Here is a 19,217-nt window from a genome sequence, read left to right as displayed (position 1 = left end):
AAATACTATTATAGTAAAGCACAGCGTGATTGTCATCTATAATGGAACTAAAATATTTTTCATTTTCCCGGCAGTTTGATAAACTGATTCTATTAAAACGGTAAGGAAGGTCTTAAAATGCAAAAAGAAACTTGGCGGTTTATAGACTCAGGCAATGCAAGTCCTGCATTCAATATGGCGCTTGATGAAGCGCTTTTATATTGGCACAGCGAGAAGAAAATTCCCCCGGTTATCCGTTTTTATGGCTGGAATCCGGCGACGCTTTCTGTAGGGTATTTTCAAAATATTAAAAAGGAAATCAATTTTGAAGCAGTACATAAGTATAATCTCGGATTCGTCAGACGCCCGACCGGAGGGAGAGGCGTTCTGCACGATCAGGAATTGACATACAGCGTGATTGTTTCGGAAGAGCACCCCGAAATGCCGGCGACTGTTACTGAGGCATACAGGGTTATTTCAGAAGGCATACTTCAAGGCTTTAGAAATCTCGGCCTGGATGCTTACTTTGCCATCCCGAGAACCGAAAAAGAAAAAGAAAGCTTAAAAAATCCGCGGTCATCCGTTTGTTTTGACGCGCCTTCGTGGTATGAGCTAGTGGTTGAGGGCCGCAAGGTGGCGGGAAGCGCACAAACGAGACAAAAAGGCGTGATTCTTCAGCATGGCTCCATTCTTCTTGATTTGGATGAGGACAAGCTGTTCGATCTGTTCTTATATCCAAGTGAAAGAGTAAGAGAGCGGATGCAGCGCAATTTCAAAAATAAAGCGGTTGCCATTAATGAACTAACCGAAAAACGGGTGACGATGGATGAGGCTCGTAAAGCCTTTAAAGAAGGATTTGAAACAGGTCTTAACATTCATCTGGAGCCGTACGAACTTTCTCAGGAAGAGCTTGATTTCGTTCATCACTTGGCTGAAACAAAGTATGCTTCAGATGAATGGAATTATAAGCGGTAAACAGGGCTTTTGACCCGCGGAGCATCCTTGTTTTTTCAAGTTCATTAGTGTAAACTTGTAATGGTTTATAAAGTTAAGGTGCTTTTTGGGAGGGTTTCGATGACAACACCAAGTATGGAAGATTATATTGAACAGATTTATATGCTGATTGAAGAAAAAGGATATGCGCGAGTTTCCGATATCGCGGAAGCATTGGCAGTCCATCCCTCCTCTGTAACAAAAATGGTTCAAAAACTAGATAAAGACGAATATTTAATTTATGAAAAATATCGCGGTCTCGTGTTAACGTCTAAAGGGAAAAAAATAGGCAAACGGCTGGTTTACAGACATGAATTGCTTGAGCAGTTTTTAAGAATCATTGGTGTTGATGAAGAGAAAATATATAACGATGTCGAAGGAATCGAACATCATTTAAGCTGGAACAGCATTGATCGCATCGGGGATCTTGTTCAATATTTTGAAGAAGATGATACCCGTAAAAAAGATCTGAAATCAATCCAAAAGAAAACAGAACATCATAATCAGTAAAAAGGCGGTCTCAAAGGAGGCCGTCTTTTTTGATGCGGTGCGCCGCCCGTCATTCGTTGGTCTATTTCTTCGCGTGTTTTCTTAAAATGGTAATAAACGATCGGATGGAGGGGGAGGGAATGAGATGTATATTGACGGTGTGTTTTCCGGCGGAGGAGTAAAAGGCATTGCGCTTGCAGGTGCTTATGAAGCGCTTGAGGAAAAAGGCTTCCGCTTTAAAAGGGTTGCGGGAACAAGCGCGGGCGCCATTATTGCCGCTTTCATTGCGTCAGGTTACACCAGTAAGGAAATCCACGCTTTAATTGAAGAAGTGGACGGAGAGAAATTGCTGGATCAGAGGTACTCTTTTCTCCCCTTAAAAATGCTCCAGTGGGTGTCCATCTACTGGCGTCTTGGACTATACAAAGGCGATACGATAGAAAAATGGATTGCTGATCTATTAAGAGCGAAAGGCATAAGGGTTTTCGGCGATTTGCAGAAAGGGTCTCTGCGCCTTATTGCTTCTGATCTGACAAACGGCACCATGATTGTTTTGCCGGACGATTTGCCCCGTTACGGGTTAAATCCCGATATGTTCCCGGTTGCCAGAGCGGTCAGAATGAGCTGCAGCATTCCGTATTTTTTTGAACCGATAAAATTAAAAACGGACACAGGCACCGCCACGGTTGTTGACGGTGGTGTGTTAAGCAATTTCCCCATCTGGCTGTTTTCAAAGGAAAGAAAGCGCCCTGTGATCGGTGTGACGCTTGCGCCGCGTGAAAGGGAACGTCCGAAAAAAAATATCCGCAACGCTTTCGAACTGTTCGGCGCCCTGTTTGAAACGATGAAGGATGCCCATGACGCAAGACACATAGCATCACGCTATGAACAAAATATTATTTTTCTCCCTGTTGATGACGTAATGGCGACTGATTTTCATTTAACGCAACAAAAAAAACTAGCCCTGATTGAGCTAGGTAAAAGACGGACAGAGCTGTTTTTAAAGCAGTGGACCTATTAAAAAAGCGCTCTGTTTTTCTTTTTATTTTTTTTCCCTTCTATAACAGTCAGCTGAGTCTGGCTTTTTTTCTTGAGAATCATCGGCTTAGGCTTGCTGGCGCTCGGAACGCTACGCAGGTGGCTGACACGTCCCTTATGTCCGGCGCGGTGTTTTGCTTTTTGTTCTTTCATCCGGCGCCGCGATTGTTTCGCCGCTTTTTTAAAGGCTGCTCCTTCGCTGCCCGCATTTCGATTCATTACATATTTCACAATAAAATAAATAATGATACCTGCCACGATGACGGTAACCGCCATTTTTGCCATTTCCCCGGGATTGGTTACCAGCACATAGAGGAAACCGAACGCTCCCAGCGCAATTAATACAGCAACAATAGGTTGTACACGATGATTCATAACTGTCCACCTCCGAAAGTAGTAGCAGGGCAACGAATTTTAGATGACGTTGTGAGAAGGCTTCTGATTTTGCTCAGACAATTCTTCGAGTCTGAGAAGTTCGTTAAAGCTTTCAATGGCAACTTCAACCTGGTCATCCTTAGGTTCCTTCGTAGTTAACAGCTGAAGCCAAAGTCCCGGGTACCCTAGTAATTTCAGACCGCGAATATCACGCACTTTGTTTGTCAGCTGCAGAACTTCAAAGGATATACCAAGTACGACCGGTATCAGTGCGACACGATCTATCACACGCAGCCAAAGCGGATCTGTCGGAACGAGTAAATAAACAAACATGCCGACAATAATCGTGAATAAAATAAAGCTTGATCCGCAGCGGTAATGAAGCCGAGATTGGTTTTGGACATTCTCCACAGTAATTGGCAAATTCTGTTCATAACAGTTTATGACTTTATGTTCGGCTCCATGATATTGAAACACTCTTTTAATGAGCGGTGTCATGGACAAAAAATAGATGTAACCGAGCAGCAAAATCAACTTAAACAGGCTTTCAACCGCGATTTGAGCTATGTCCGATGAAAAAATCGGCCTTGTCAGTTCAGCTAAGAAAACCGGAACCAATGTAAATACGAATTTACTGAACAAAAATGAAAGGACGCCGATAACCGCGAGGCTGAGATACATAGACAGTCCAGACGATTTTTTTTCTTCCTGCTCAAGTGTCTCGTCTTCAGATGGATCGAGCCCGTAACGTTCGCTTGAAAAATTCAAATGCTTTGTGCCGTTTGCACTCGCTTCGATAATGGCCGCGATCCCCCGTAAAAACGGTATCTTTTTTACGATGTTCAGTTTCGGGTTGTGTTTGCGGGGAAGCTTAAAAAAGTTCATGCTTCCATCCGTTCTTCTGATGGCTGTAACGTAATGATGCTTTCCGCCAAACATAACGCCTTCCACAACAGCCTGCCCGCCGTAAGCGGGCGGAATTTTATGTTTTGACATATTATCAACCTGCCTATTTCTTTAGGATTGCTAACCATTTCCTTTCACTCTATTGTACAGGAAACAGCGCTAAACCTCTAGATTGACAGGCTGAAAAATTGCCATAGCCTTGCTTTTTCTACATGCATTATACCCGTTATTTTCAAATTTTACTCGCAGCTGTCAAAAAGTGTGAGCTTTTTTATTGACATTTCATTTTTTGGGCACACTTTAACTGGAGGTGCCATGATGACAAGCGAAAAAGATACAGAACAAAATGAAGAATTGAATGAGAAGCAAGGGCCGCCTGTTTCGATGGCCGGCAGGGTGGCAGCAACAGGTTTTTGCGGAGGCGTATTATGGAGTTTCGTTGCTTATATCGCATATTTGTTTCATTTTTCTGAAATCAGCCCGAATATGATTTTGCAGCCGTTTGTGCTCGGAGAGTGGAAAAAACATGGACTAGGAACGGTGATCAGCATCATTTTGATTGGAGTGATTTCAATTGGCGCAGCGTTTCTTTATTTTCTTCTATTGAAACGTTTAAAAACAATGTGGCCGGGTATTTTATACGGCTTGGTGCTTTGGCTGCTCGTGTTTTTTGTTTTTAATCCGATTTTTCCAGATGTGCGCACGGTGAACGAACTGACATCAGATACCATTATTACGACGATTTGCATTTATTTGCTTTACGGGCTGTTTGTCGGGTATTCCATTTCATTTGAATACAATGAGCTGAATTCGGAAAAGCTGGCACGTGCGCTGGGAATGCATAGAGAATAGTGTATAAACCTTTTCCAGTATGATAAAATGTTCACGAGAAGTGAACATTTTTTGCATGAGAAACCCTCGCGAAAAGGAGAGATTATGTGCCTCATTTTTTGATTTTGAACGGACCGAATGTCAATCGGCTTGGGAAGCGTGAGCCTGAAGTATTCGGCCGCCAGACGCTGACCGATATTGAAACAGATTTATTTCAATTTGCTGAAGCCTTACATATCCAGCTCACTTTCTTCCAGTCTAATCACGAAGGTGATTTGATCGATGCGATACATGAGGCTGAGGAGCAATACAGCGGGATTGTTCTGAACCCCGGCGCCCTGAGCCATTACAGCTATGCGATCAGGGATGCTGTTTCAAGCATCAGTCTTCCTGTGGTTGAGGTGCATTTATCAAACTTATACGCCAGGGAAGAATTCAGGCATCAGTCGGTTATCGCTCCGGTTGCGAAAGGGCAGATTGTCGGTCTTGGAGCTGAAGGCTACAAGCTTGCTGTTCGCTACTTATTAAGCCAGCAAGGGGGAGAATAAGGATGAAGCTAGAGAAATTAAGAAACCTTTTTGAACAGCTGGGAATTGACGGCATGCTGATTACAAGCAGCACGAATGTACGCTATATGACAGGGTTTACAGGTTCTGCGGGTTTGGCTGTTATATCGGGTGACAAAGCAGCGTTTATTACGGATTTTCGTTATACAGAGCAGGCGAAGGTTCAGGTCAAAGGTTTTGAGATCATTGAACATGGCGGCAGCCTGATTCAGACCACTGCCGACACTGTGGAATCGTTCGGCATCAAGCGTCTCGGCTTTGAACAGAACAGCATGACATATGGCACTTATGCTTCATACAGCGCCGTTATCAGTGAGGCCGAATTAGTGCCTGTGGCTGAATCCGTGGAAAAGTTGCGCTTGATTAAGTCTAGTGAAGAGATTAAGATATTAGAGGAAGCTGCGAAGATTGCAGATGATGCCTTCAAACATATCTTGACGTTTATGAAACCCGGCATTTCTGAAATCGCTGTTGCCAATGAGCTGGAATTTTATATGAGAAGCCAAGGAGCTGACAGCTCTTCTTTTGATATGATTGTCGCCTCGGGCCTTCGGTCAAGCCTTCCTCACGGTGTGGCCAGTGACAAACTGATTGAAAGCGGAGACCTTGTTACGCTTGATTTTGGCGCTTATTATAAAGGATATTGTTCTGATATTACCCGTACGGTCGCTGTTGGTCAGCCCAGTGATCAATTGAAGGAGATCTATCAGGTTGTATTTGATGCTCAGGCGCTCGGCGTCGCACATATTAAGCCGGGAATGACAGGAAAAGAGGCTGACGCCCTCACAAGGGATCACATTGCGGCAAAAGGCTACGGTGAATATTTCGGTCATTCAACCGGGCACGGGCTCGGCATGGAAGTTCATGAATCGCCGGGATTATCCGTCAGATCTTCAGCTATCCTTGAACCGGGCATGGTGGTCACAGTGGAGCCGGGCATTTACATACCAGAAACAGGCGGTGTCCGTATTGAAGATGACATCGTGATTACAGAAAACGGCAACCGGACAATCACCCATTCCCCAAAAGAACTTATTATTTTGTGATTGTAATATAGGAGGACATTAAACATGATTTCAGTTAACGATTTCCGTACAGGATTAACAATCGAAGTAGATGGCGGCATTTGGCGCGTCGTTGACTTCCAGCACGTAAAACCTGGAAAAGGTGCGGCCTTTGTCCGCTCTAAACTTCGCAACCTTCGCACTGGCGCCATTCAGGAAAAAACCTTCCGCGCTGGTGAAAAAGTAGCGAAAGCGCAAATCGAAACAAAAACAATGCAATATCTATATGCAAACGGAGATCAGCACGTATTTATGGATACTTCTTCTTATGAGCAGCTTGAACTGAGCGCAACTCAAATCGAAGAAGAATTAAAATACCTGCTTGAAAACATGTCTGTGCATATCATGATGTACCAGGATGAAACACTTGGTATCGAACTTCCAAACACAGTTGAGCTGAAAGTTGTTGAAACTGAACCTGGTATTAAAGGTGATACAGCATCAGGCGGTACAAAACCTGCGAAAACTGAAACCGGGCTTGTTGTAAACGTGCCGTTCTTTGTGAATGAAGGCGACACACTTGTTGTCAATACATCAGACGGTTCTTACGTTTCAAGAGCATAGAAAGAAAAAAAGAAGTCTGTTCCCAAATTGGGAGCAGGCTTTTTTTGTGCCCAAAAACAGAATCTTTCTTTTATACGAAAATGACAAGACTACTCCAGCAAGCTAGAGCATATCATATAAAAAAACAGGAGGTTGGGAGAGTGCTATGAAATTTTTTCTTGGAAATATCAATTCTACTGTTTTAACAATGGCGGGATTGCGAGTTTTATCCTCTATGATTGAGCTGACTGCAGCCATTATCATGCTTGTGACAAACGATGTCCGGAAGGCAGTTGTGGTTAACAGCATTCTTGCTATTGTAGGGCCGTTGATTTTTATCATTACGATGACAGTCGGAATCTACCAAATTGCCGGGCAGCTTTCGTATGCAAAGCTGATTCTGATTTTTACGGGTGTTGTTTTGATTTTGGCGGGTGTTCATAAATAAGAAGAGGCTTGTCATAAAGTCTGCCTCACATCATACATTTTAAAGAAGCCAATCGGTAGAAAGGAGGAGGCTCTGTTGAATGAAATCGCTGAGGTTCTCCCTGAATCCATGAAAAACGCCCTTTCTGAAATACCGGAACAACAATGGCTGGAAATCGAAGAAGTCAGAATTCGGGTCAACCGCCCCATTGAATTGATTCGAAAAGGACAACCTGTTTTTTTATCGTATGTGGGTACGGCCGAGGATACCCATCTGATCCTGAGCCGGCTCAGCAACTATAGCATGTATACTCTTGAAGAAGAGCTGAAGAAAGGGTATGTCACGATCAGAGGCGGCCACAGAGTCGGACTGGCAGGCAGAGTCATTACGGAAAACGGGGGTGTGAAAGGACTCCGTGACATCGCATCTTTTAATATACGAATTGCCAGGCAAAAGCTGGGGATTGCGGAGCCGCTGCTTCCGTACTTATATCAAACCAGCTGGCTGAATACGCTGATTATCGGGCCGCCCCAAACCGGCAAAACAACACTTCTTCGGGACCTTGCGAGGCTCTCGAGCACCGGTAAAAACCGCATGCTGCCCGTAAAGACAGGAATCGTCGATGAACGGTCAGAAATTGCCGGATGTCTGCGCGGCATTCCGCAGCATCAATTTGGACAGAGAATTGACGTATTAGACGCCTGTCCGAAGGCTGAGGGGCTGATGATGATGATTCGATCCATGAGTCCTGAGGTGATGATTGTCGATGAAATCGGGCGTATGGAAGATACAGATGCGCTTCTGGAGGCGTTGCATGCAGGTGTTTCAGTAATCGTATCGGCGCATGGCTGGAGCATATCCGATCTCATGAAGCGGCCTTCATTGAAGCGATTGTGGGAAGAAAGAGCCTTTGACCGCTATTTGGAATTATCAAGAGCAAAAGGGCCGGGCACAGTGAGTCGTATTTATGACAAAGACGGACATGTGCTGTCTAGGACGACGGGCGTGAAAACATGCTGAAGCTGCTGGGCGCAGTATTCATTGTGGTAGCGACAACATGGACAGGTTTTGAGATGGCGAAGATTTATACAGAACGGCCGCGGCAAATCCGTCAGCTGCGTGCGGCGCTTCAATCCCTCGAGGCTGAAATCATGTACGGCCATACACCGCTTCATATCGCTTCACAGCAGATTGCCAAGCAGCTCGCACAGCCTGTTTCAGCTCTTTTTTCCGCATTCAGTGATCAGCTGGAAAAGGGAAGCGATTCCGCGAAAACGGCGTGGGAGCAAAGCTTAAAAAAGGTATGGGACACCATGTCTTTGAAAAAAAGCGAATACGAGGTGCTAAAGCAGTTTGGCGAGACGCTCGGGATTCATGATCGAATCTCACAGCAAAAGCACATCAAGCTGGCGCTGACACATTTGGAAGCCTCAGAAGCGGATGCTGAGCAGGCGCAAGCGAAAAACGAAAAGATGATAAAAAGTTTGGGCTTTTTAGCGGGCTTGTTACTCATTCTTCTATTGATGTAAACATGAGGGGAGCAAAAATAAAATGGGAGTAGATGTGAATGTCATATTTCAAATCGCCGGAGTGGGAATCGTGGTCGCTTTTTTACACACGATATTGGATCAGATGGGCAAAAAAGAATACGCTCAGTGGGTGACGCTGTTAGGTTTTATCTATATTTTATTTATGGTGGCCACCATTGTAGATGACCTATTTAAAAAGATAAAAGCTGTGTTTTTATTCCAAGGATAGGGGGGCTTGCAGATTGACATTGTTCAAATTGTAGGTTTAGGGCTGATCGCCACCTTCCTTTCTTTAATAGTAAAAGAACAAAAGCCGACTTTTGCTTTTTTAATCGTCGTTTTTGCCGGATGTGCCATTTTTCTTTATTTAGTAGACCAAATCTACGACATTATACGAATGATAGAAAAAATCGCGATTAATGCAAATGTCAACATGGTCTATGTTGAAACCATTTTAAAGATTATCGGAATCGCCTATATTGCTGAATTCGGGGCACAGCTCACAAAAGATGCCGGTCAAGGAGCCATCGCCTCGAAAATAGAATTGGCGGGGAAAATTTTAATTCTCGTTATGTCTGTGCCTATTTTAACCGTCATTATCGAAACGATTCTCGGACTCATACCTTCTATGTCATAACCGAAAGGAGGCGGTAGATTGAAGCGTTTTCAATGGGTTTTGCTTTTGGCCGTGCTGATCATAGCAGGGCGTGCAGAAATTGTACAAGCAGCCGGTAATGACGAACAAACGGAAGATCATGCTGAAACGGCCGAGCAATTAGCGGAAAGGACAGCAGCCTCGCTTGAAACAGATAAGATCGGAGAATTTTGGAATGATATTATGACAGAATACGGCGGACTGCTGCCGGAAAGCCAAAAAGGCAGTTTAATCGAGTTTATCAACGGCGAGAAATCATTCTCACCCCAAGAATGGCTGAAAGCTCTCTTTTCTTATTTGTTCCATGAAGTGCTTGCAAACGGAAAGCTGCTGGGCACATTGATTTTGCTCACGATTTTTTGCGTCATTCTGCAGCTTTTGCAAAATGCGTTTCAGCAAAGCACTGTCAGTAAGGTCGCTTACTCAATTGTGTACATGGTGCTGATTATCCTTGCGCTGAACAGCTTTCATGTGGCAATCAATTATGCAACTGAGGCCATTCAGACGATGACCAGCTTTATCCTGGCACTCATTCCGCTCCTCTTGGCGCTTTTGGCTTCCTCAGGCGGAGCTGTATCTGCTGCCTTCTTTCATCCTGTTATCCTCTTTCTGATGAACACGAGCGGCCTCTTGATTCAAAATATCGTCATGCCGCTGATTTTCTTATCAGCGATTCTGAGCATTGTCAGCACAATGACCGAACAATACAAAGTAACGCAGCTGGCCAACCTGCTCAGAAATATCGCCATCGGAGCACTGGCTGTTTTTCTTACCATCTTTCTCGGCGTCATCTCTGTTCAGGGAGCCTCAGCTGCAGTGACAGACGGCATTACGCTCAGGACGGCTAAATTCATAACCGGAAATTTTATTCCAGTGCTTGGCAGAATGTTTACAGACGCAACAGATACAGTAATCAGCGCCTCCTTACTGCTGAAAAATACGGTAGGGATTCTGGGTGTCGCTATTTTGATCTGTATCGCGGCATTTCCGGCAATCAAAGTGCTTTCCCTCGCTTTTATTTATAAGCTGGCAGCCGCGATTCTTCAGCCGCTTGGAGGCGGGCCCGTCATCACCTGCCTCGACGTCATCAGCAAAAGCGTCATCTATATTTTTGCAGCTCTCGCCATTGTGTCCCTCATGTTTTTTTTAAGCCTTACTGTCATAATCACAGCCGGGAACCTCACGATGATGATGAAATAAAGGAGGCAGGCGAATGAGTTTTTTAACAGAATGGCTTACCACCATCGTGTTGTTTATCCTATTTGCAATTGTGATTGATATGCTGCTGCCAAGCTCCAGCATGCAAAAGTATGCAAAAATGGTAGTCAGCCTGCTCTTGATTGTCGTCATGCTTACGCCAATTTTTAAACTTTTCAAGACAGATCCCGAAGTCATCTTTGAATACCTCACAAAAAACGAACAATCAGAGTCCGCCGACATAAAAAATCAAATCAATTCAAAAAAAATAGAAATACAAGCTTCCCAGCGCGCATATATTCTAGAAGAAATGGCTGTCCAACTAAAAAAGAAAGCGGAGGAGAGATTCAGTCATGATGAATATAAAGTAGGCAGCATCAAACTCACGGCAGGAGAAAAGGTAGATTCAGAAGAGGATATTAAAACAATCAGGGTGTATATGGCCCCGTCTTCTGAAAAAACGGTCCAAACGGTCGCGCCGGTCCACATTGATACAGATCATGCATACGTAACGAAAGAAGCAGCCGAACAAAAAGAAGCCAAACAGATCCAAACGCAGCTCGCGGACATTTGGGAAATCGGACGTAAGAAAATTACGGTTCATATGGAAGGCGGGGAGAGTGTCAGCAATGAATAAAAACGGATTATGGAATGTATTGAAAAAGCAGTTTCTTCCGGGACAAACGAAGGACGGCGAAAAGCCGAAGCTGACCAAATATCATTACTTTCTGTTCGTTTTTGTTCTCGGAGTTTCCTTTATGCTTGTCAGCCAGTTGTTTTCTTCACCCGAGAAAACAGAAAACGCCAAAACAATAACGGCCGTATCCTCACAAAATTCTGAAGGCAGCAAAGAGAAAACAGCTGAAGTGTTTAAAGCCTCAAAGTCTGATGAGCCTAAAAACTCGATCGATGATTATGAAAAAGAATACGAAAATCAGCTGAAAGAAATTCTTGAAACAATCATTGGAGTGGATGATGTCTCGGTTGTCGTGAATGTTGATGCAACGTCCCTGAAAGTATATGAAAAAAACAAATCAAATAAAAATACGACCACTGAAGAAACAGACAAAGAAGGCGGAACAAGAAGTGTTACAGACCAGACATCGGAGGAAGAAATCGTCATGATCAAAAACGGCGATAAAGAAACACCTGTCGTCGTCCAAACGAAAAAACCTGATATACGCGGTGTACTCGTTGTTGCTCAAGGAGTGGACAACGTTCAAATAAAACAAACCATTATTGAAGCGGTGACACGAGTCCTGGATGTTCCAAGCCACCGGGTTGCGGTTGCCCCTAAAAAAATAAAGGAGGATTCATAAATGCTTAAAAAACAAACCGTTTGGCTATTAACAATGCTCAGTCTTGTCGTGGTGTTAAGCGTCTACTATATCATGTCGCCGGAAAGCAAAAACGCCGTGCAAATGCAAAGTGAAAAAAGCGCGTCTGACAGTGGAGAGGTCGCAACTGAAAAAGCGCCTGCCAAACAAGACACGAAGGAAAAAAGCGGTACAGAAACTGAAAAAGGAAAAGAAGATGGAACAAAGGGAACGAAAGATTCATCAGCAGACAAGGAAACATCCGCTGAAGCCAGTGAAAAAGGAACTGTCGTTACGGAAACAGCCGATGATGATCTATTTACGACGTACCGTCTTGATTTAGAAGATGCCAGAAGCAAAGAAAGAGAAGAGCTGAATGCTATTGTGTCAAGCGATGATGCAACAGCCAAGGAGAAAAGCGAAGCATACGATAAAATGACGGCTCTCAGTGAAGTGGAAGGAACAGAAAAACAGCTGGAAACGCTGATTAAAACACAAGGTTACGAGGATGCGCTCGTCAATGCTGAAGGAGATAAAATCAATATTACAGTCAAATCAGACAAACACTCCAAATCGAAGGCGACAGCCATTATAGACCTTGTCGCAAAAGAAATCAAAACAATGAAAGATGTCGCTGTCACATTTGAACCCTCTAAATAAGAATGAGGAGAAAAAAGCCCGCTAAACAAGCGGGCTTTTTGCGTTGCTGTCATATTAGAGTTGAATTCAAAAGTCCGCTCCTGTAAGATGAACATAGTATGTACTTTTAGTAGTAACCTATAAAAAAAGAAATTTCATACATAGGAGTGCGATTGAATGTTAAATATCAAAGAAATCCACGAGCTGATTAAAGCAATTGACGAGTCTACAATTGACGAATTCGTATATGAAAATGAAGGTGTATCCTTAAAACTGAAAAAACACGAAGCAGGCACTGTTCAAGTCATGCAGCAGGCGCCGGCAGCACCTGTACAGGCACAGGCTCCGCAGGCAGTTCAGCCGCAAGCGCAGCAAGCAGCGTCTGCACCTGCCCAAGAAGCACCAAAGCAAGATGAGAATCTACATAAAATCACTTCACCAATGGTAGGAACATTTTATGCATCTTCATCACCGGAAGCTGGCCCGTATGTAACAGCCGGTTCAAAAGTGAATGAAAACACAGTTGTCTGCATTGTAGAAGCGATGAAGCTTTTCAACGAAATCGAAGCAGAAGTGAAAGGCGAAATCGTTGAAGTATTAGTAGAAAACGGCCAGCTGGTCGAATACGGACAACCTCTATTTCTTGTAAAAGCAGAGTAAGGAGACTGAACATGATTAAAAAGCTATTGATCGCCAACAGAGGAGAAATTGCTGTCAGAATCATCAGAGCCTGCAGAGAGCTCGGTATTGAGACTGTCGCTGTTTATTCAGAAGCTGATAAAGATGCCCTTCATGTTCAAATGGCCGATGAAGCTTTTTGTATCGGGCCAAAAGCATCAAAAGACAGCTATTTAAACGTTACAAATATTGTGAGTGTTGCAAAGCTGACTGGCACGGACGCTATTCATCCGGGATATGGATTTTTAGCTGAAAATGCTGATTTCGCTGAATTATGTGAAGAAGTGAATGTCACGTTTGTCGGCCCGAGCGCTGACGCCATTTCAAAAATGGGAACAAAAGACGTTGCGCGGGAAACGATGAAACAGGCCGGCGTGCCAATCGTACCGGGTTCACAGGGAATTATAGAAAATGTGGAAGAAGCGGTTTCGCTTGCTAATGAAATTGGGTATCCTGTAATTATAAAAGCCACCGCAGGCGGAGGCGGAAAAGGAATCAGAGTTGCCCGCACTGAAGAGGAACTGATTAATGGCATTAAGATTACACAGCAGGAAGCTGCAACAGCATTCGGAAATCCAGGCGTATACATCGAAAAATACATAGAAGATTTTCGCCATGTTGAAATCCAAGTGCTTGCCGATAACTACGGAAACACCATCCATTTGGGAGAACGCGACTGCTCGATCCAAAGACGCCTGCAAAAGCTTTTGGAAGAATCACCATCTCCAGCCCTTGATTCAGAAATCAGGGAGCAGATGGGAGATGCAGCAGTAAAGGCTGCAAAAGCGGTTGGCTACACAGGTGCTGGAACAGTTGAATTTATCTATGACTACAATGAACAGCGCTATTACTTCATGGAAATGAACACGAGAATCCAGGTAGAGCACCCAGTCACAGAAATGGTGACGGGCACGGACCTGATTAAGGAACAAATCAAGGTGGCATCAGGAATGGAACTGGACCTTAAGCAAGAAGATGTTGAATTTGAAGGCTGGTCCATCGAATGCCGAATTAACGCAGAAAACCCAAGTAAAAATTTCATGCCGTCACCTGGTGAAATTAAAATGTACCTGCCTCCTGGCGGTCTTGGTGTCCGCGTCGATTCAGCTGCGTACCCGGGCTATTCCATCCCGCCGTACTATGACAGCATGATTGCAAAGGTAATCACATACGGAAAAACGAGGGATGAAGCGATTGCCCGCATGAAACGCGCATTGAGCGAATTCGTCATCGAAGGCATTGAGACAACAATCCCGTTCCATTTAAAACTGCTTGAACACGAAACATTTGTGAGCGGAGAGTTTAATACGAAATTTTTAGAAACATATGATGTAATGGGCTCATAATTTTTACGGAGGTGAATTGAATGAAAGACAACAGCTTGCTTAAAATGGATCAAGAAGATACGCATTTAGGTAAGGTTGAGATTGCACCGGAGGTCATTGAGGTCATTGCCGGCATTGCAGCATCAGAAGTTGATGGGGTTGCCGAAATGCGCGGAAACTTTGCGACAGGCGTCGTCGAGCGCTTTGGCAAAGTGAATCATGGCAAAGGCGTCAAAGTCGACCTGGCGGATGACGGAATTACGATCGATGTATACTGTGTCGTTACATTTGGCGTTTCGATTCCGAAAGTTGCAGCGTCCGTTCAGGAAAATATTCGTCAAACCTTATTAAATATGACGTCTCTTTCGATTAACGAGATTAATATTCACATCGTCGGCATTCAATTTGACACAAAAGCCCAGGAAGTCCAAATCGACGAAGAAATGTAAATGGCTTAACACGAAACCAAGGGGAGGGCGGCCCTTTGGTTTTTTTACACGTTACCCTTTATTTCAAAGCATGAAGAAAGCCGGCTCAAAAGCCGAGTTTCTTCATGAACGTGAAATCCGAATGATCATATTAAGGTTTATGAAAATATTCGGTAATAGGGTGAAAAAACCTTGATTTCAATATGCGGATACGAAAAAAATATGTTATGATCTCTTTGTGGCTTAACGACAAGTGTATAAAGAGGATCAAAGGAGAAAGAAAATGAAAAGACGAACAGCAAGAGAAAAAGCTTTGCAGGCACTATTTCAAATTGATGTCAGCGATATTGCAGTGAATGAAGCCATAGAACACGCACTGGATGAAGAAAAAACAGATCCTTTCTTTGAACAGCTTGTATACGGGGTATTGGAACACCAAGACCAGCTGGATGAAATGATCTCCAAGCATCTGGTGAATTGGAAGCTCGATCGGATAGCCAATGTTGACCGTGCGATTTTGCGCCTGGCAGCATATGAAATGGCATATGCCGAAGACATTCCGGTGAATGTCTCCATGAACGAAGCGATTGAGCTGGCAAAACGGTTTGGTGATGACAAAGCGACAAAGTTTGTAAACGGGGTTCTTTCTAACATTAAATCTGATATTGAACAATCATAGGAGGAAAGAAAATGACTGCAACAATCATCGACGGAAAAGAAACGGCTAGAGAAAAACGCGAACAATTGGCAAAAGAGGTAGAAGAGCTTAAAAAGCAAGGTGTCACTCCCGGACTGGCGGTTATTTTGATTGGAGATGATCCTGCTTCTCACTCTTACGTGCGAGGAAAGAAAAAAGCGGCTGAAACAATGGGAATGAATTTCAAGCTCGATCAATTTGACAGCAGCCTCACTGAAGCTGAACTGCTTTCCATTATTGATCAATATAACCAAGACCCTGAGTTTCACGGCATTCTCGTTCAGCTTCCGCTTCCAGATCATATTTCTGAAAAAGCGGTGATCGAACGTATCTCTCCTGATAAAGATGTAGACGGGTTTCATCCGTTAAACGTAGGGAAAATGCTGCTTGGTGAAGATACGTTTCTCCCTTGCACGCCTCATGGAATTGTTGAGCTTTTGAAGAAAACCAATATCGACCTTTCCGGTAAAGAGGTTGTTGTAGTCGGCCGAAGCAACATTGTCGGCAAACCTGTCGGCCAGCTTTTATTAAATGAAAACGCGACGGTTACTTACTGTCATTCAAGAACAGAAAATATTACTGAGCATACGAAAAAAGCGGACATCCTGGTGGTGGCAGTGGGAAGAGCCAACTTCATCAGTGCAGACCAGATCAAAGAGGGCGCTGTTGTCATTGACGTCGGCGTTAATCGTCTGGAAAGCGGAAAGCTTTGCGGAGACGTTGAATTTGAAGGGGCAAAGGAAAAAGCATCCTTCATCACGCCGGTTCCAGGCGGAGTAGGTCCGATGACCATCACGATGCTTGCGCATAATACTGTTAAATCTGCGAAACGTACGTTATCATAGATAATTGGAGATATTCACAGGCGGGGCGTATTGCCCGCCTTGAATATGAGCACGATACCCGCTTCTTCAGGCTCCTAAAGCCAGGGCGGGTTTTCTTTAGTTATGGTGCAGGAATGCTTAGGAGAGGAGTTTTTAGACATGGGTGAAGCAGCGTATGTTACCGTCTCAGCGCTGACAAAGTATATAAAACGAAAATTCGATGTAGATCCTCACCTAGAAAATATTTGGATTAAAGGCGAATTATCGAATGTAAAGATACACACACGAGGCCACATTTATTTCACTTTGAAAGACGAAAACGCAAGAATGCAGTCGGTGATGTTCGCTAGACAAAGCGAGCGTCTGCCTTTTAAACCTGAAAACGGTATGAAAGTGCTGGTCAGAGGCGGAATTTCCGTATATGAACCGAGCGGAAACTATCAACTATATGCCAAAGAAATGCAGCCTGACGGGGTCGGAGCGCTCTATTTAGCGTACGAAGAATTAAAAAAGAAGCTTGCCGGAGAAGGTTTATTTGACGACCGCTACAAAAAACAAATCCCCGCATTTCCAGCCACAATCGGGGTTGTGACATCTCCAACGGGTGCCGCTGTCAGAGACGTTATTACAACTCTAAAAAGAAGATATCCCCTTGTGAAAGTCATTGTTCTTCCAGCGCTCGTACAAGGCGAAAATGCGAGCAGATCCATTGTTACGCGCATTGAAGAAGCAAATGAAAAAGAGATGTGCGACGTATTAATTGTCGGGAGAGGCGGCGGTTCGATAGAAGAACTGTGGGCATTCAATGAAGAAATTGTAGCTCGCGCAATCTTTGCTTCCAATATTCCAATTATATCGGCAGTTGGGCATGAGACGGATTTTACGATCAGTGATTTTGTCGCAGATATCAGAGCAGCGACGCCGACAGGGGCAGCTGAGATTGCCGTGCCTCATACCACTGATTTAATCGAACGGACAAAAACAGCGGAAGTCAGGATGACAAGAGCGATGCAGCAGCATCTCGGCCAGAAAAAAGAACGGATTCAAACGCTGCAATCGTCCTATGCCTTTCGTTTTCCAAAGCGATTGTATGCGCAAAAAGAGCAGCAGTTTGACCTCGCGTACCAGCAGTTTCAAGCACAGCTGACCGCTCTTTTAGATCGGAAAAGCAGACAGTTGGAGCGGGAAACGTACAGATTAGAGGCACTGCATCCTCATGAACAGCTGAAGCAAGCAAAAACACGCTACGAGGAACAGACGAATCAGCTGAGAAAAAATATGAATATCCAAATGAAGCAGCTGCATTCCCAATTCCAAACAGTTCTTGGCAAGCTGAATGCACTAAGTCCTCTTCAAGTGATGGAAAGAGGATACAGTCTTGCTTATAAAGAAGATAAACTCATTAAAAGTGTCAATCAGATAGAAGAGAAGGACCGGCTAGAAGTGAAGCTGACGGATGGCGTGCTGGCCTGTGAAGTATTAGAAAAGAGAGGGGAAGAAAAATGACAGACGTGAAAAAAAATGAAAACATGACATTTGAAGAAGCGATGAAAGGTCTTGAGAGCATTGTCTCAAAGCTTGAAGAGGGGGATGTGCCTCTAGAGCAAGCGATTAACTATTTCCAAGAAGGCATGGCTTTATCCAAAATGTGCCATGAAAAGCTGCAAAAAGTCGAAAAGCAAATGGACTTCATTTTAAAAGAAGACGGCGAACTGGCACCTTTCAGTGTTCAGGAGGAAGACGAAGGTGACAAATAAATTAACGAGTTTTCTGGCGGACCGGAAAAAAACAATTGAAAATCAGCTTTCTGTCTATACAGAAAAGCTTGATATGCCGGACTCATTAAAGAAATCTATGCTGTATTCTCTAGAGGCCGGCGGAAAGCGGTTGCGTCCTCTGATTGTACTGGCTGTATTAAACGCATATGGAAAAAGCGAACAAGACGGCATTCCGGTCGGCTGTGCTGTCGAAATGATTCACACATATTCGCTAATTCATGATGATCTTCCATGCATGGATGATGACGATTTGCGCCGCGGGAAGCCGACAAATCATAAAGTATTTGGTGAAGCGACAGCAGTATTAGCGGGTGACGGACTGCTCACGGAAAGCTTTAAGCTCATCACCTCCCACGTGTCAGACGAGGTGTCAGCAGAAAAGCGCCTTCGGCTTGTCAATGAACTGATTTCAGCGGCAGGCACCGAGGGCATGGTCGGGGGACAAGTCGCTGATATGGAAGCGGAAAACCGCCAAGTCACGCTTGAAGAGCTGGAATCCATTCATGAACGGAAAACTGCCAAGCTTCTAGGTTTTTGTGTAATCGCCGGCGCGATTTTGGCGGATGCACCTGAGGAAGACATTGAAACCCTGCGTACCTTCAGCAGCCACATTGGAATCGGTTTTCAAATCAGAGACGATATTTTAGATTTAGAAGGCAGTGAAGAGAAAATCGGCAAACGTGTCGGCTCGGATACCACAAATGACAAATCGACTTACCCATCACTTCTTTCACTGGAAGGGGCCAAACGTAAATTGGATGCTCATATAAAAGAGGCGAAGCGATTGATCGGCGGACTCTCTCTTCAACAAGACCTTTTGTATGAGCTTTGTGATTTAATTGCGGCAAGAGATCACTAAGACGATCCTAATTTGAAGCGGCTGCACGAGATATGGTAAAATGTAAGCAGTTTATATGAAAAATGAAAAGGAAAGCGCGTT

At 44.1% G+C, this 19,217-nt stretch carries 26 protein-coding genes; 24 read left to right on the top strand and 2 right to left on the bottom strand.

Going from position 1 to position 19,217, the window contains the following annotated elements; all coding sequences use genetic code 11:
* Positions 1–117 precede the first annotated feature (117 nt).
* From lipM to MY9_RS12340, 3 genes are all read left to right on the top strand, one after another.
* The gene (gene lipM / locus MY9_RS12350; RefSeq protein WP_014664579.1) at positions 118–954 is read left to right on the top strand and encodes an octanoyltransferase LipM; all 837 of its coding nucleotides are present in this window, start codon (positions 118–120) and stop codon (positions 952–954) included.
* 99 nt (positions 955–1,053) lie between these two features.
* On the top strand, positions 1,054–1,482 hold the full coding sequence (mntR, locus tag MY9_RS12345; RefSeq protein WP_014664578.1) for a transcriptional regulator MntR: 429 nt from the start codon (positions 1,054–1,056) through the stop codon (positions 1,480–1,482).
* A 124-nt stretch (positions 1,483–1,606) separates the two neighbouring features.
* Positions 1,607–2,482, top strand: coding sequence for a patatin-like phospholipase family protein (locus MY9_RS12340; RefSeq protein ID WP_014664577.1), 876 nt, complete (start codon positions 1,607–1,609; stop codon positions 2,480–2,482).
* On the opposite strand, the gene MY9_RS12335 is transcribed toward MY9_RS12340, so the two are convergent.
* Together MY9_RS12335 and MY9_RS12330 are read right to left on the bottom strand one after the other, a co-directional pair.
* The gene (locus MY9_RS12335; protein WP_014664576.1) at positions 2,479–2,874 is read right to left on the bottom strand and encodes an SA1362 family protein; all 396 of its coding nucleotides are present in this window, start codon (positions 2,872–2,874) and stop codon (positions 2,479–2,481) included. The two genes, MY9_RS12340 and MY9_RS12335, sit on opposite strands and share 4 nt — an antisense overlap.
* Before the next feature lie 39 nt (positions 2,875–2,913).
* Complete coding sequence (locus MY9_RS12330; protein WP_014664575.1) at positions 2,914–3,870, bottom strand: DUF1385 domain-containing protein; 957 nt, start codon at positions 3,868–3,870, stop codon at positions 2,914–2,916.
* A 225-nt stretch (positions 3,871–4,095) separates the two neighbouring features.
* On the opposite strand from MY9_RS12330, the gene MY9_RS12325 reads away from it, so the two are divergent.
* The 21 genes from MY9_RS12325 to MY9_RS12225 all read left to right on the top strand — a co-directional run bounded on the left by MY9_RS12325 (position 4,096) and on the right by MY9_RS12225 (position 19,136).
* Positions 4,096–4,632, top strand: a complete 537-nt coding sequence (locus MY9_RS12325; protein WP_014664574.1) for a YqhR family membrane protein — start codon at positions 4,096–4,098, stop codon at positions 4,630–4,632.
* 86 nt (positions 4,633–4,718) lie between these two features.
* The gene (gene aroQ, locus MY9_RS12320; RefSeq protein WP_014664573.1) at positions 4,719–5,159 is read left to right on the top strand and encodes a type II 3-dehydroquinate dehydratase; all 441 of its coding nucleotides are present in this window, start codon (positions 4,719–4,721) and stop codon (positions 5,157–5,159) included.
* Between the two features lie 2 nt (positions 5,160–5,161).
* On the top strand, positions 5,162–6,223 hold the full coding sequence (papA, locus tag MY9_RS12315; protein ID WP_014664572.1) for an aminopeptidase PapA: 1,062 nt from the start codon (positions 5,162–5,164) through the stop codon (positions 6,221–6,223).
* Positions 6,224–6,247: 24 nt separating this feature from the next.
* Positions 6,248–6,805, top strand: coding sequence for an elongation factor P (gene efp / locus MY9_RS12310; protein WP_003226377.1), 558 nt, complete (start codon positions 6,248–6,250; stop codon positions 6,803–6,805).
* Positions 6,806–6,950: 145 nt separating this feature from the next.
* Positions 6,951–7,232 (top strand): YqhV family protein, encoded by a 282-nt coding sequence (locus tag MY9_RS12305; protein ID WP_014664571.1) that lies wholly within the window; start codon positions 6,951–6,953, stop codon positions 7,230–7,232.
* 75 nt (positions 7,233–7,307) lie between these two features.
* Positions 7,308–8,231: a stage III sporulation protein AA gene (gene spoIIIAA, locus MY9_RS12300; protein WP_014664570.1), complete on the top strand. Its 924-nt coding sequence runs from the start codon at positions 7,308–7,310 to the stop codon at positions 8,229–8,231.
* A complete protein-coding gene (gene spoIIIAB / locus MY9_RS12295) occupies positions 8,225–8,740 on the top strand; it encodes a stage III sporulation protein SpoIIIAB (RefSeq protein WP_014664569.1) in 516 nt (171 codons plus the stop codon). Before spoIIIAA ends, spoIIIAB begins: the two co-directional genes overlap by 7 nt.
* A 22-nt stretch (positions 8,741–8,762) precedes the next feature.
* Complete coding sequence (spoIIIAC, locus tag MY9_RS12290) at positions 8,763–8,969, top strand: stage III sporulation protein AC (protein ID WP_003153142.1); 207 nt, start codon at positions 8,763–8,765, stop codon at positions 8,967–8,969.
* Between the two features lie 6 nt (positions 8,970–8,975).
* Positions 8,976–9,377 (top strand): stage III sporulation protein AD, encoded by a 402-nt coding sequence (gene spoIIIAD, locus MY9_RS12285; RefSeq protein WP_014664568.1) that lies wholly within the window; start codon positions 8,976–8,978, stop codon positions 9,375–9,377.
* Positions 9,378–9,395: 18 nt separating this feature from the next.
* Positions 9,396–10,595, top strand: a complete 1,200-nt coding sequence (spoIIIAE, locus tag MY9_RS12280) for a stage III sporulation protein AE (protein ID WP_014664567.1) — start codon at positions 9,396–9,398, stop codon at positions 10,593–10,595.
* A gap of 13 nt (positions 10,596–10,608) precedes the next feature.
* Positions 10,609–11,229: a stage III sporulation protein AF gene (gene spoIIIAF, locus MY9_RS12275; protein WP_014664566.1), complete on the top strand. Its 621-nt coding sequence runs from the start codon at positions 10,609–10,611 to the stop codon at positions 11,227–11,229.
* On the top strand, positions 11,222–11,911 hold the full coding sequence (spoIIIAG, locus tag MY9_RS12270) for a stage III sporulation protein AG (protein ID WP_041521377.1): 690 nt from the start codon (positions 11,222–11,224) through the stop codon (positions 11,909–11,911). The genes spoIIIAF and spoIIIAG overlap by 8 nt, the downstream gene beginning before the upstream one ends.
* Positions 11,912–12,568, top strand: coding sequence for a stage III sporulation ratchet engulfment protein SpoIIIAH (gene spoIIIAH / locus MY9_RS12265; protein WP_003230250.1), 657 nt, complete (start codon positions 11,912–11,914; stop codon positions 12,566–12,568).
* A 156-nt stretch (positions 12,569–12,724) separates the two neighbouring features.
* Positions 12,725–13,207, top strand: coding sequence for an acetyl-CoA carboxylase biotin carboxyl carrier protein (gene accB, locus MY9_RS12260; protein ID WP_014664564.1), 483 nt, complete (start codon positions 12,725–12,727; stop codon positions 13,205–13,207).
* A gap of 11 nt (positions 13,208–13,218) precedes the next feature.
* Positions 13,219–14,571, top strand: coding sequence for an acetyl-CoA carboxylase biotin carboxylase subunit (gene accC, locus MY9_RS12255; protein WP_014664563.1), 1,353 nt, complete (start codon positions 13,219–13,221; stop codon positions 14,569–14,571).
* A gap of 20 nt (positions 14,572–14,591) precedes the next feature.
* Entirely contained in the window at positions 14,592–14,999 is a 408-nt protein-coding gene (yqhY, locus tag MY9_RS12250) for a fatty acid biosynthesis protein YqhY (RefSeq protein WP_003236896.1), read from the top strand.
* A 262-nt stretch (positions 15,000–15,261) separates the two neighbouring features.
* On the top strand, positions 15,262–15,657 hold the full coding sequence (gene nusB, locus MY9_RS12245; RefSeq protein ID WP_014664562.1) for a transcription antitermination factor NusB: 396 nt from the start codon (positions 15,262–15,264) through the stop codon (positions 15,655–15,657).
* Positions 15,658–15,668: 11 nt separating this feature from the next.
* A complete protein-coding gene (folD, locus tag MY9_RS12240; RefSeq protein ID WP_003226403.1) occupies positions 15,669–16,520 on the top strand; it encodes a bifunctional methylenetetrahydrofolate dehydrogenase/methenyltetrahydrofolate cyclohydrolase FolD in 852 nt (283 codons plus the stop codon).
* 138 nt (positions 16,521–16,658) lie between these two features.
* Entirely contained in the window at positions 16,659–18,005 is a 1,347-nt protein-coding gene (gene xseA, locus MY9_RS12235; protein ID WP_041521376.1) for an exodeoxyribonuclease VII large subunit, read from the top strand.
* Positions 18,002–18,256, top strand: a complete 255-nt coding sequence (locus tag MY9_RS12230) for an exodeoxyribonuclease VII small subunit (RefSeq protein WP_003226409.1) — start codon at positions 18,002–18,004, stop codon at positions 18,254–18,256. Before xseA ends, MY9_RS12230 begins: the two co-directional genes overlap by 4 nt.
* Positions 18,246–19,136: a polyprenyl synthetase family protein gene (locus MY9_RS12225; protein WP_014664560.1), complete on the top strand. Its 891-nt coding sequence runs from the start codon at positions 18,246–18,248 to the stop codon at positions 19,134–19,136. Before MY9_RS12230 ends, MY9_RS12225 begins: the two co-directional genes overlap by 11 nt.
* Positions 19,137–19,217 lie beyond the last annotated feature (81 nt).

Origin of the sequence: Bacillus sp. JS (assembly GCF_000259365.1) — a bacterium.
GTDB classification, from domain to species: domain Bacteria; phylum Bacillota; class Bacilli; order Bacillales; family Bacillaceae; genus Bacillus; species Bacillus stercoris.
The sequence above is the reverse complement of the archived record's forward strand: the minus strand, read 5'-3'. Positions and strand labels throughout refer to the sequence as shown.